Genomic DNA, 12350 nt, shown 5'->3' with positions numbered 1-12350 from the left:
GTGTCCTTCGTAGATCATGTCGGTTATGGCTGAAAGCCGCGCTTTGGATTACTTCAACAACGCTTCGGCCTTATCCAGATTGGCGTTGATCTCACCGGCCAGAGTCTCAAGGTCGGCCAACGGCTTGCCGGCTTTGATGCCGTCGCGCAGGTCTTTGAACTGCGTTTCGAGAGTCTCGACCAGTTCTTTATCCTTCGAGAGCAAGTCGCCTTCAAGGTGCTCGAAGCCGTCGAGATAGGCACTGGCCGCCAGTTCGTAGGCCTCGTCGTTCTTGCCCTCTTTGTATTCTTCCAGCGAGCGATCCACTTTCTCGCGAATGGCGGCGACAACTTCGGCGGGCGACTGCGTCACTGTCTCACCCAACCCCACCGCCTCGCGCAGTTCGGCCACGATCTTGTCAACGTGCTCTTCGACCTCTTCGGGATCAACCGCCTGTTCAAGCGGAGTCACGCCGGGAAAGGCCGCCTCTAACTTGATAAACTGCTCCTCAATTTCCTCGTGCTCGTTGGGATGCTCAGCCTTCACCACAGCCTCAATGGCCTCGTAATGCTCTTTGGCTACAGTGAGGAACCCCAGCGCATCCTGATATTCGACGACTTCGGCGATCTTGCCTTCGCTCACGGCTTCGGCGTATTCTTCTTCCACGCCTTCCAGCAGGCCGTGAATCACTTCGCCCTGAAAGGCGGGATCACCGGTTAGCGCGCCGACGAGGGTTTGCCCGGCGGCGGCCACCGCGTCGAGCGCGGCCTGATGCGCGGCCTTGACTGTGGCCGCCTCCCCGGCGGCCCCGGCCAGCGTGACGTAACCGTCGAGCGCGTCCTTGAGGGCAACATCGGCATTCGTCGCCTTCAATTCATCGGCCACAACGTTGAACAACTCTTCCACCGGATGTCCGGCGTGCGTCGCGGCCAGTTCGAACTCGCCCGCTTCCCACAGCGGCAAGCTGACGATCAGATGGCCCTTCATCTTGCTCAGGGCGACAATGTGCTTGACATCTTCGTCGCTAAAGGCCGGGGAGGCCGGTTGGGTGGGGGAATCCGCCACAACGGGGGCCGCCGTCGGCGTGGGGGCGGGGGCCGGTTGACAGGCCGCCAGCGCCATCGTCAGCAACACCATCAGCCCGGCTGCTTTTTGAATAAATTTGAACATCGGTCTTCTTCTCCTTGTTTTCTTGAAAGTTGTTTGACCGAAGCGCACAGCCGGACTACAATGGCAGTTGCGTGAGTGGCAGTCCGCTGCCGCTCCGGAAGAAGCGCCGGCCGCATACCGGCGCTTTACGTTTAAGTGGGGCCTACCAAACGTTATGCGTTGTTTGCCTGCGCCTCACCTCCTTCTACCGCCTGATGTTTGCGGGCGCACTCGGCGCAGTAGCCCTCGAAGCACACGCAGGCGTGCGCGAACACCAGCCCCAGCGCCTCGCCAAGTTCTCGTTGCGCCTGCCGGATGCGCGGCGTTTCCACCTCGATCACTTTGCCGCAACCGAGGCAGGTGAAGTGATAGTGCTCACGCTTGCCGACGGCTTCGTAATACTCGCGCTTGTGGTCGCGCGCAAAATACCGTTGCTCCACCAGCCCCATTTCCTTCAACACGGCCAGCGTGCGATACACTGTCGCCAGGTTCAGGCCGGAGTGTCGGCGGTGGGCCAGCGCGCAAATTCCCTCTGCGTCCAGGTGCTCATCGCTTTCGCGCAAGATCGAAAGGATCAGCGCCCGTTGTGGGGTGAGCCGCCGCCGGGCGGCGTGCAGTGAGTCGGCAAGTTGGGCGGCGAGGGGATTGTTGTTCGGCGTCATGCGGCGCTGGCCTTTCTGCTAATGCAAATCATTTGCATGAGCGCGAGTGTAGCCGCCGCCGCCAGCACAAGTCAAGATAAAGACGTTAACTTCTAGATTTGCCGGCTGAAAGACGAGAAGAGAACCGGCGTTAACTTGAAAGTTGACGGGGATTAAGAGATCACCTTATGCAGACTTGAGAATATGGTTCTTGTGAGATAATCAGCCCGAGCGGTTAGTTGGCAACCAATTTATACCCGATGCCAGTCACAGTTTCGATGCTCACCTGGCTGCCTGCCAGGACCTTGCGAAGATGGGCGATATGCACATCTATCGTGCGCGTCTGACCGAAATAGTCGAATCCCCAGACAAGGTCCAGCAATTTCTCGCGGGTGAGGACGATGCCGCGATTTTCCGCCAGGGTTAGCAGGAGGTCGAACTCTTTGGCGCGCAGGGTCGCGGCTTTTCCGGCTACCTTTACTTCACGCCGGGCAGGATCAATGGTCACATCTGCCAGGTGTAAAGGACTGGTGCTTTCGCCTTTGGGCGTGCGCTCACTGCGCCGCAGGATGGCTTTCACACGAGCTACCAACTCGCGAGGATTGAAAGGCTTCGTCATGTAATCGTCCGCGCCCAATTCCAGGCCGATGATTTTATCTACATCTTCATCCCGGGCGGTGAGCATGATAATGGGCAGGTCGGACTTTGCTCGTACCCGGCGGCATACTTCATACCCATCTACTTGGGGTAACATGAGATCCAACACCATAAGGGCCGGACTGTCTTTGGCAACGCGGTCAATGGCGCTCTGGCCGTCACCGACGGCCAGAGTGCGGAAGCCCTCTCGCTCCAGGTATAATTTGGCCAGTTCCAAGATATTGGGTTCGTCGTCAACCAGCAGGATCAGTTCACCGGGCATGCCGGAAGGATAACACAAAAGGCTCAATATCAAAAAATTGACATGTTCAACTCTCTCCGCTCCCGCCTCATCGCTTCATACATTCTGATTGTCGTCGTTTGCCTCCTCCTCGTTGGCATCTCCTTGTTGTTCTTCATTCGCTCCAATTCCATTGTTGAAAGAATTGATGTCAGCCACCTGACCGAAGTGGCGCGCACGGCTCTGCGCCCCAACACGCTCCCAGCCGGCATCTCAGTTGACGAGTTGAACCGCCTGGCAACGGACGTGGCGGCGGCTAACGAGGTGCGGGTGATGTTTGTGGATGAAAGCGGGCGAGTGGCGGTGGACAGCGCCGTCCTGTCGAACGAAGTTCCGGCTGGCGACATTCCTCAAGTTGAATTGCGGCCCAACGCCCAGCGCGGCGTGGTGCGCGACGCCGCGAACCAGACCTGGATTTATATCTCACGCCCTGCCGGGCCGCCCGGCTGGCAGGGCGTGCTGGCCTTGCAACGCACCACGCCGCTTCAGTTTTTGCGCGAGAATTTTCTGACGCCTCTCGTTCAGGCGGCGGCGGTGGGTGTTGTTCTGTCGGTGATCATGGCATTGCTCATCGCCCAGTGGGTGGCGACGCCTCTGCAAAAAGCCTCGGCGGCGGCGGCGGCAATTACGCACGGCAAGTTTGATCAGCCGGTGCCGGTGAGCGGGCCGACGGAAGTCAGATCACTGGCCAAATCGTTCAACGAGATGACGGCGCGGGTCAACGCCAGCCTGCAAGCCCGGCGCGATTTTGTAGCCAACGTCTCGCACGAACTCAAGACGCCGCTCACTTCGATTCAGGGTTTCTCACAAGCGATTCTGGACGGGGCGGCCGCCGACCCGGAAGCCGTCCGTCGCGCGGCGACGATCATCAACGACGAGGCCGATCGGATGCGGCGCTCGGTAGAAGGCCTGCTTGACCTGGCCCGGCTCGACGCCGGGCAATCGGCCCTGCACCGCGAGCCAACCGATCTGGCAACAGTGCTGACCTCGATGACCGAGAAGCTCAGCCTGCGCGCCGCCGAAAAGAAAATTGTCTTGCGCGCCCAAATTGATCCTCTACCCTCAATGGTGGCCGACCCCGACCGGCTGGCGCAAGTGTTCGCCAACCTGCTCGACAATGCCCTCAAGTACACGCCAAGCGGCGGCACAGTGACTCTCACCGCCAAACTGGAAGCGGGCTGGGCAACCGTCGCCGTCACCGACACCGGCAGTGGCATCCCGGTTGAAGACTTGCCGCATATCTTCGAGCGTTTCTATCGCGTGGAGAAGTCGAAGGCGGCAGGCCGGGGTTATGGTTTGGGGCTGGCGATCACCAAAGAGATCGTGCAGGCGCACGGCGGCGCGATCTCGGCTGAGAGTGTGTCGGGCCTCGGCACCAAGTTCACCGTCCGCCTGCCGCTGGCCCAGAGCGATGACACGACGGTGGCGAGGAAGCGGCCAGGGTTGGGGAGACAGACTGACAAGATGGCAAGATGACAAGCTGTTGTTGTTTCGCCTTATTACCCTGTCACCTTGTCCAGTAATTTCAAAAAGCAAAGTCAAAGGAGTTGCAATGAATCAACTGATCACCTGGGCGAAAGCCCATCCCAGATTAAGCGCCTGGGTTGCGCTGGCTATTGGCATGGTCGCCATCATATCTTACGAGGCCCGTGATGTGGGCCTGCTACCGGCGCAGTGGGTGGCCCTCATTGTCGCCACAACATTGGTGGCCGGGCTGTGCGTTTGGATTATCGGTTGGGATGACGACGAGGAAGACCAGAAGGCGGAAGGCAGTAAGCAGTAAGAAATGGACAGTGGATCGTGAACAGTTGTCAATCATGCTCACTGTTCACTGGAATTCACCACCAGGGCAGAAACGAGGTGCGGGTGCGGTTGTTGAGGTTCCGGAATTTCACGTCAATGTCAATTGAAACCCTCTCCCCAGGTCGAGTCTGGCCGAAGGGGATTTCCAGGTGCGTCAAGCCGCGTGTGTCGGTGAGGGCCAATGTGTAGGACTGGTCACCTGAGGCAAAATGGACGATGGCGGTAACTAAAGCGCCCTGGATGGCTTGCTTGTGCTGGTCGCCGACATAGACGTAAATCGTCTGTGAGCCGGTTCGGCCCGTCACCGGTTTCTGCACCGAAGCCCAGGTGGTCAACGAGGTCACATTTCGCAGTTGACTGGGCTTGGGTAGAAGTTCATCCCGATCTTCTCCCAGAATATCGAAGGCAACCGAGCCGATCAGCGCCAATTGAACTTTCTGGTTCGTGGGTTTTTCGGGGTGCCACTCCATCTGCGCCCGCTGGAAGTACTGGATGATCCGGTCGCTCTGAGTGATAGCTTCGCTGATCGGGTAACCGAACACATCCAGACCGCCTTTCGCCTTGAAGTAATCGAGGAAGGCGTAGCAAACGGAATGGCCTGTTTCAGGGAAGTATTTGCAATGCGGATTGTTGGCGGCGGGAATTTGGCCGGGCTCGAGGCGGGGCCGAGAATAACCCAGTTGGTCGCCCAACAAGCCCAACTGAACCTGGAAGTCTGCCGGGTTTTCGGGATGCCATTCAAAACGGGCGCGCTGGAAATATTGCACCAGCCGCCCGTTTTCATTTACATATTCGTCGGTGATGGGGAAGCCAAAGATTTCCAGCCCGCCGTGCTCGTCGAAGAATTTCAGAAACGGCCCCCGGACGGCATGGCCGGTTTCGTCAAAATAACGTTCGCCACCCTCTGTTTGCGCCAGAACTGCTGCCGAGACCAACACCAAAACCAGGCCGGCAACGACGAACGCCGAGACCCGCAAATACCAACCCCAGGTTGACTTATTCCATCTCACGAATGCATTGACTCCATCAATGATTATAAGCATTAGGGGTATGGAACACAAGTGACTTTTGGAGGAAACTCGTCACCCGATCATATTTGCCCAGACCTGATCTTCAAATAACTCTCATAACGGTGCGCTCGTATTTCGCCTCGCGCCACCGCCGACCGAACAGCACAACCCTCTTCTCGAACATGCGTGCAATCGTTGAAGCCGCAGCCGGACACATAAGGTCGAATATCCGGGAAATAGCCGTCCAGTTCATAGGGGTCAATATCGTGAAGCGTCAGGGCGCGGATGCCGGGCGTGTCGGCCACCCAGCCGCCATCACTCAGCGCGATCAGTTCGGGATGAACGGTGGTGTGCCGCCCTTTTTGAGTGGCCCGACTCACCGTTTTGGCCGCCAGCCCCAACCCAGGCTGGAGAGCGTTAAGTAGCGATGACTTGCCCACGCCGCTCGGCCCGGCCAGGGCCGAAATTCGGCCTGCCAATTGTAATTTTAGTTCGGCCACGCCGTGGCTGGTATAGGCGCTGGTGTAAATCACCCGGTAACCCAGCGGCTCATAACCGGCAAACAACTCGCGAGCTTCGGCCTCTGAAACCAGGTCAGCCTTGTTGGCGCAAATAATGGCCGGGATACCGTTGGCCTCAGCCACCACCAGAAAACGATCCAACATGCCAAGCCGGGGCGCGGGTTGAGCGCAGGCAAAAACGAAAACAGCCTGATCGGGGTTGGCGAGGATGACCGATTCGCGTTCGACTTCGTCGGCGGCGCGCGCGGCGCGGCCTTTGGGTGACGGCTTGCGCCGAGCCAGCGCCCGATCGCGGGGGGCCACCGACTCGATTGCCCCGGAGCCGTCGGCCAAAACCGAGATCATCACCCGGTCGCCAACCGTCGCCAGATCAGTCTCGCGCGGGCCGCGTTTGAGCTTGCCGCGCAGTTGGCACACCACCGGGCCGTTCTCAGTGTGAACAGTAAAGAAACCGGATTGGGCTTTGATGATCAGGCCGGGTTGCATGTACTGGAAGTTGGAAGCTGGAGGTTGGATGTTAGAGCTGCGAACTCCGATCTCCAACCTCTAACTTCCTATTATCTGGGCGTCGGTGTGCTGGTTTCCAGCGGGGCGGGTTGGGTTTCGGTGGGCGTTTCACTCGGCGTGGCGGTCAACCCGATCTCGGCTTCCCATTCGTAAAGCGTAGCCGGTCGCCCAAAAAAGTAGCTTTCCACGATCCGGCGGAAGACAGGCGCGGCCCATTCTGATCCTTCGCCGCGACTCGTCAACACGACGGCGATGGCGATGTCGGGTTTGTCGTCGCGGTTGGCCTGGGTGTAACCGGCGAACCAGGCGTGAGGCTTGCCGCCGGTGGTGTTTTCAGCCGTGCCGGTCTTGCCGTAGATCGGAATCTGCAAGCCGAGGAAGCGTTGCCGGGCGGTGCCTCGAGGATTATTAACCACGCCGAACAATCCTTCGCGAATGACTTCAAGTTGCTCCGGGGTGAGCGGCAACTGACCGATGACCTCTGGCTTGAATTCATACACCGGCGCTTCACCCGGCGCGGCGATGTACGACACCAGTTGAGGCCGGTAGAGCGTGCCGCCGTTGCCGATGGCGGCGTAGATGTTTGCCATTTGCAAAGGCGTCACTTGCAGGAATCCCTGGCCGATGGCCATGTTCACGCTGTCGCCCGCCGACCACGGCTCGCCCACGTTTTGCTGTTTCCAAGCGTCGTCGGGAACCAGGCCGCCCACCTCTTCATTCGTGTCGCTCGAAAGGCCGATGATGCCGGTGGGTGCGCCCAGCCCAAACTGCCGCGCCACCTTCGGCAGGAACTCCGGCTCTTTGTTGTAGACTTCCAAGCCAATGTGATAGTTGTAAGGATTGCAGGAGAAGATGAGGGCCTCGGGCAAGTTAATCTCGCCGTGCGGCGGCAAGTCGTGAGACACCGTCCAGTCGTACTTGATGAAGTTCGGGCCAAGTTCGTCCCACACGCCGGTGCAGTTATACGTCGTGTCGCGGTTGAACAAGCCAGACATCATGCCCGCCGCAACATTCACCACCTTGAACACTGAGCCGGGCGGGTACAAGGCTTGAGTGACGCGATTGACCAGCGGCTGGTAGGGACTGCTCAACACCGCGCCAAGTGTGGCCGAGTTGGGGTTGGTGTAATCGAACAGGTTGGGGTCGAACGGCGGGCTGGAAGCAAAAGCCAGCACTTCGCCGGTGTTCAAGTTCAACACCACCGCCGCCCCGGTCATGTCGCCCAGGGCCTGCACGACCTGCTTTTGAAAGTCGCGGTCAAGCGTGGTGTAGATCGCCTGAGACGGCGCGGCTTCGCTTTCAGCCAGGGCGGTTGCAATTTGCCCGCCGGGAGTTAACACCAACAACTTTCCCCCGCGCTTGCCAGCCAGGTATTGCTCGCCCCACAACTCCAAGCCGGTCTGGCCCACCACCTCATCGCCGCGATAGCCTAGCGATTGATAGAACTCCAACGCCTCTGCCGGAATGCTGGCCACGTAACCCACCGCATGCGGCGCGCCCAGCGGGCCGTTGAGATAGTAGCGGGTGGAGTACGTTTGCAGTTGCAGGCCACCCAATGTTGAAAGGACGTTGAAACGCTCGGCCACCTGTTCGGCAGAGGCTTCGCCCACTTGAATGTACCAGTCGGGTTGCGCATTTTGATAGAGCGCCTTGATGACTTCCGGGTGACGACCGGTGAGGGCCGACAGTTCGCGCAGAAGGGTATCCTCGTCGGTGATCTGGCCGGGGACGATGCCAATGGCCACCGCCTCGGCCTGGGCGGCGAACGCCAGCCCGTTGCGGTCGTAGACGTTGGCTCGCGCCGGAATCTTGTAATCCATGAACAGCGAGTTGCCGCCCCTAAGTTCAGGCAGGAGCAGGCCGTCGTCCCACGACACGCCCCAGCGCCCTTTCTCGAAACGCAAAGGCATGGTGATCTCGCGAGTCAGATCGCCCACCAGCGCCGTGTGAAACGTGGCCTTGAACAGCACTTCGGCGTCCAGTTCGCTTTGCAGGGCTTGCAGGATTGACGTTTCGAGCGTGCTCAACGTCATCTGGACGGTGGCATCTTTGTAATGGTTGACGAAGTCTTCCTGCGAGATGGCCGCCTGCGAGAGCGGCGTGAGCAGGCTGTACATGCCCGTGTAGTCGCGCTCCTGCCAGGCTTTGAGAAACGCGCCCGCCGTGCCTTCGGGGTTGGGGGGCAGGGAGGTGACAAGGTTCGGAGCGGGCAGAGTGGGCGTGGCCGAGGGTGGCGAGGTAACCAGGCCGCAAGCGGCGAGCAATGTCAGGATGATGAAGTAGAAAGGTCTTTTGAGAGTCACGTGTGTGTTTAGAACAACGGATTGGCGGAATTTAACGGATCAGGGGCGTTTCCTTGTTTTCCCTTGTTTCCAGAATTTCCTTGTACACCGGGCACTGATAATTGTTGAACTGCTGGCAGGTTGCTGGCACGTCAGCCGGCGGCTCGATACCTAGCCGGCGCAGAGCGCGGGTGAGGTGACAGAGCGGCAAGCCCATCACGCTGGCGTAGCAGTGGCTAAAGTTTTCCACCGGGCGAAAGCCGTTGTGCTGGATAGCGTACGCCCCGGCCTTGTCCAACGGGTCACCCGTCGCCACATAATCGGCCAACGCCTCATCCGAATAATTTCGCATCGGCACTTCACTGTGGCACAGCTCTTCATGAAGTTCCTCGCTTCGTCTGTCGAAAATTGCAACCGCCGACATCACTTCATGCGTCCGCCCGCGCAGTTTCACCAGCATCGCCCGCGCTTCCTCAGCCGAGCGCGGCTTGCCCAAAATTTCGCCGTCAACCACCACTTCTGTGTCGGCGGCAATTACAATCTCCAATTCTCTAATCTCGTTATTAGGAGATTGGAGATTAGAGATTGCTTCCGCCTTCTCCTTCGCCACCCGGCTCACGTACTCAACCGGCGTTTCGTCTGTCTGCGGCGTCTCGTCAATTCCGGCGGCGCGCACTTCGAACGGCAAGCCGAGCAGTGCCAGTAGTTCACGGCGGCGGGGCGAGGCAGAGGCAAGGATGAGTGAAGGCATAAGTGCTTATGAACTCGCCCGGTCATTCTAGCATAGTTGAATGTTACAATTCCTTCCGGCGGTCGCTCTAACTTGACTCTAACTTCCTGCTCCCATCATGCATATTGACATCTTTACCCTTTTCCCGGCCATGTTCGACGCTTACCTGCAAGAGAGCATCCTCAAGCGGGCGCAAGCGGCGGGCCTGCTCACCGTTCAGGCGCACAACATTCGCGACTGGGCGACCGACAAGCACCACGTCACCGACGACGCCCCTTACGGCGGCGGCGGCGGCATGGTGATGAAGGCCGAGCCGATCTTTGCGGCGGTGGAAAGTGTATTGCAAACCCCAAAATCCCAAAATCCCAAAATCCCAATTATCCTGCTTTCACCCACAGGCCGTAAATTCACCCAGAGTGTGGCCCGCGAACTTGCCGGACACGAACGGTTCGCTCTCATTTGTGGTCGCTACGAAGGCGTGGATGAGCGTGTGCGCGAACACTTGGTCACTGACGAGATTTCGATTGGCGATTACGTGTTGACCGGCGGCGAGCTTCCGGCGCTGGTGATCGTTGATGCGGTGGCCCGTCACCTGCCCGGCGTGCTTGGCGATGAAGACGCCGTCAAAGACGACTCACATGCCAGCGGCTTGCTTGAATATCCACACTACACCCGCCCGCCCGAATTTCGCGGCTGGGTCGTGCCGAGCGTTTTGCAATCCGGCGACCACGCCAAAATTGCCCGCTGGCGGCGAGAGCAATCGCTTCGCCGAACGTGGCAATTGCGGCCCGACTTGCTGCTCACGGCTGAGTTGAGTGAGGAGGATAAGAGGTTTTTGTTGACGCTGGCGGAAGAAAGCATTCGGGAGTCAGTAGCCAGAAGCCAGAATGTTGAGACCCCTTTATGATATGAAAGGATCGCCAAAATGGACACTAATATTGCTGAGGCTTCAAGAAAAGAGGCAGAGCCGACAAGGCAAGATTCATGAACATTGCCCAAGGCTCACTTGAGGAAAGCCGCTACTATTTGATTCTAGCCAATGACCTTTGCCTACGCCGATACTCGAAATCTGCTATCTCAACTTGCTGAGGTTAGCAAGATTCTTGAAGCTTATTCTTCGGCTATTCTTTCTTCTGACTTCTAAATTCTGACTCCTGTATAATCCTCACCATGCTGAGTGTCGGCCAACTCCTGCGCGACCGCTATCGCGTTGAGTCCTTGCCAGAAGGCAACTTGCTTGCTTATCGCGGCCACGATGTTGAAGAAGATCGCGCCTGCGCCATCAAAGAATTTGAAGGCGAAGAAGTCGCTCTCTTCGAACGTTCTGCCGAAGCCCTGGCCTCGCACAACCACCCCAACCTGCCTGCGCTTTACGAGCACTTCACCCTCGACTCCCGGCTTTACGTTGTCCTTGAATGGCCCGAAGGCGAAAACCTGCAAGCCCGCCTCAAACGCGACGGCAAACTGGCCGAGCCTGAAGCCACGCAATGGGTAAGCCAAACCCTCACCGCCCTCGACTACATTCGCACCCTCAACCTGCCCCTCGGTCGCGGCGGCTTCTCCCCGGCCCACGTCTGGATCGACTCCGGCGGCCAGGCCAAACTTTATGGCCCCGGCCTCACCGAACTGGCCGCACCCCCCGACCGCGCCCCCTTCACCGCGCCCGAAGGCGGCGACGACGCCCGAGCCGACATCTACTCTGCCGGAGCAACCCTCTTCGCGCTTCTCACCGCCCGCCTGCCGGAGCAAGCCTCGCCGCGCAAGTTCAACCCGGACATCACCCTGCCTACCGCGCAAGTCATCCAGCGCGCGCTCGCCCATCGCCCCGAAGCCCGCTACGCCACCATCCGCGACATGCGCAAGGCGCTGGGCCGGGCCAAGCCGCGCGCGCGCGAAGCGCGAGTCGATCTGGCCCTGGGCGCGCCACGAGTCAAGCCGCAACCGCTCCTGATCGGCCTGGGCCTCATTGCCTTGCTGATCATTGGCGCTCTGATCGTCCGCAACCCGCTCGCCGCCACCATTTCCGCCACGCCAACGCTTGCAGAATCCGGGGCGACCGCCACTGTCCCTCAACCGTCTTCCACGCCCGTTCCGGCCATTACGCTCACAAACACCGCTCCGGTTCCTACCAGAACACCCTCGTCCCGGCCACCGTCGGCGACCCCGTTTTTGAATCTGACGCCCGAAGTCGGCACAACTGCGATTTCGCCGGTTGATAATATGGTGCTGGTCTTCGTCCCTGCGGGTGAGTTCATCATGGGCTCGCCCGACGACGACTTGCAGGCTTTTGGCAACGAGAAGCCGGAGCATGCGGAGAACGTGGCCGCTTTCTGGCTCGACCGCAGCGAGGTGACCAACGCTCAATATCAATTGTGCGTTGAGGCCGGCGACTGCGCGCCGCCCGCCCGAACCGACTCGACGACGCGCTCCAGTTACTACGGCGCCCCGGCCTTTGACGACTATCCCGTCATCTGGGTGAACTGGTTGCAGGCCGGCGCTTACTGCGAGTGGGCGGGCCGCCGCCTGCCAACCGAGGCCGAGTGGGAGAAGGCCGCGCGCGGAACCGATGGCCGGGCTTATCCCTGGGGCAACCAGCCGCCGGACAACACCTTGCTCAACTTCAACCTGGCTTCGGGCGATACCACCCAAGTCGGAGCGTTCCCGAACGGGGCCAGTCCTTACGGCGGCAACCGGCCCGTCAACCGCCGTTCACTCCACACGGCCGAAGTTATCCACATTCACACCCAGTGTTCGCCCTCTGATTCCACAACCTGCACACAGCCTCTCGAGC

General features: G+C 59.5%; 11 protein-coding genes and 1 pseudogene. 5 read left to right on the top strand and 7 right to left on the bottom strand.

Annotation, left to right across the window (positions count from 1 at the left end; all coding sequences use genetic code 11):
- Positions 1-48: 48 nt before the first annotated feature.
- From HYZ49_06895 to HYZ49_06885, 3 genes are all read right to left on the bottom strand, one after another.
- Positions 49-1149: a hypothetical protein gene (locus tag HYZ49_06895; protein ID MBI3242004.1), complete on the bottom strand. Its 1101-nt coding sequence runs from the start codon at positions 1147-1149 to the stop codon at positions 49-51.
- Between the two features lie 152 nt (positions 1150-1301).
- Positions 1302-1790, bottom strand: coding sequence for a transcriptional repressor (locus HYZ49_06890; protein MBI3242003.1), 489 nt, complete (start codon positions 1788-1790; stop codon positions 1302-1304).
- Positions 1791-2004: 214 nt separating this feature from the next.
- Entirely contained in the window at positions 2005-2688 is a 684-nt protein-coding gene (locus tag HYZ49_06885; GenBank protein ID MBI3242002.1) for a response regulator transcription factor, read from the bottom strand.
- 42 nt (positions 2689-2730) lie between these two features.
- Between HYZ49_06885 and HYZ49_06880 the strand changes: the two genes are divergently transcribed.
- Positions 2731-4182, top strand: coding sequence for a HAMP domain-containing histidine kinase (locus tag HYZ49_06880; protein ID MBI3242001.1), 1452 nt, complete (start codon positions 2731-2733; stop codon positions 4180-4182).
- Positions 4183-4258: 76 nt separating this feature from the next.
- Positions 4259-4489: a hypothetical protein gene (locus tag HYZ49_06875; GenBank protein MBI3242000.1), complete on the top strand. Its 231-nt coding sequence runs from the start codon at positions 4259-4261 to the stop codon at positions 4487-4489.
- Positions 4490-4544: 55 nt separating this feature from the next.
- Here the strand turns inward: HYZ49_06875 and HYZ49_06870 are convergent, their stop codons facing one another.
- The 4 genes from HYZ49_06870 to maf form a co-directional block, all read right to left on the bottom strand.
- Positions 4545-5519: a hypothetical protein gene (locus HYZ49_06870; GenBank protein MBI3241999.1), complete on the bottom strand. Its 975-nt coding sequence runs from the start codon at positions 5517-5519 to the stop codon at positions 4545-4547.
- 80 nt (positions 5520-5599) lie between these two features.
- Complete coding sequence (rsgA, locus tag HYZ49_06865) at positions 5600-6526, bottom strand: ribosome small subunit-dependent GTPase A (protein ID MBI3241998.1); 927 nt, start codon at positions 6524-6526, stop codon at positions 5600-5602.
- A 71-nt stretch (positions 6527-6597) separates the two neighbouring features.
- Positions 6598-8850, bottom strand: coding sequence for a hypothetical protein (locus tag HYZ49_06860; GenBank protein ID MBI3241997.1), 2253 nt, complete (start codon positions 8848-8850; stop codon positions 6598-6600).
- 31 nt (positions 8851-8881) lie between these two features.
- Positions 8882-9580, bottom strand: coding sequence for a septum formation protein Maf (maf, locus tag HYZ49_06855; GenBank protein ID MBI3241996.1), 699 nt, complete (start codon positions 9578-9580; stop codon positions 8882-8884).
- Positions 9581-9677: 97 nt separating this feature from the next.
- Here maf and trmD point away from each other — a divergent pair, with 97 nt between their 5' ends.
- The 3 genes and pseudogenes from trmD to HYZ49_06840 form a co-directional block, all read left to right on the top strand.
- Positions 9678-10466 carry a tRNA (guanosine(37)-N1)-methyltransferase TrmD gene (trmD, locus tag HYZ49_06850; protein MBI3241995.1) on the top strand — a complete coding sequence of 263 codons (789 nt, stop codon included), beginning with the start codon at positions 9678-9680 and terminating at the stop codon, positions 10464-10466.
- A 77-nt stretch (positions 10467-10543) separates the two neighbouring features.
- Positions 10544-10703 (top strand): annotated as a pseudogene (locus HYZ49_06845) (four helix bundle protein).
- Between the two features lie 26 nt (positions 10704-10729).
- The coding region (locus tag HYZ49_06840) for an SUMF1/EgtB/PvdO family nonheme iron enzyme (protein MBI3241994.1) at positions 10730-12350 on the top strand (1621 nt) is incomplete at its 3' end.

The organism is Chloroflexota bacterium, from assembly GCA_016197225.1.
GTDB lineage: Bacteria > Chloroflexota > Anaerolineae > Anaerolineales > VGOW01 > VGOW01.
The sequence above is the reverse complement of the archived record's forward strand: the minus strand, read 5'-3'. Positions and strand labels throughout refer to the sequence as shown.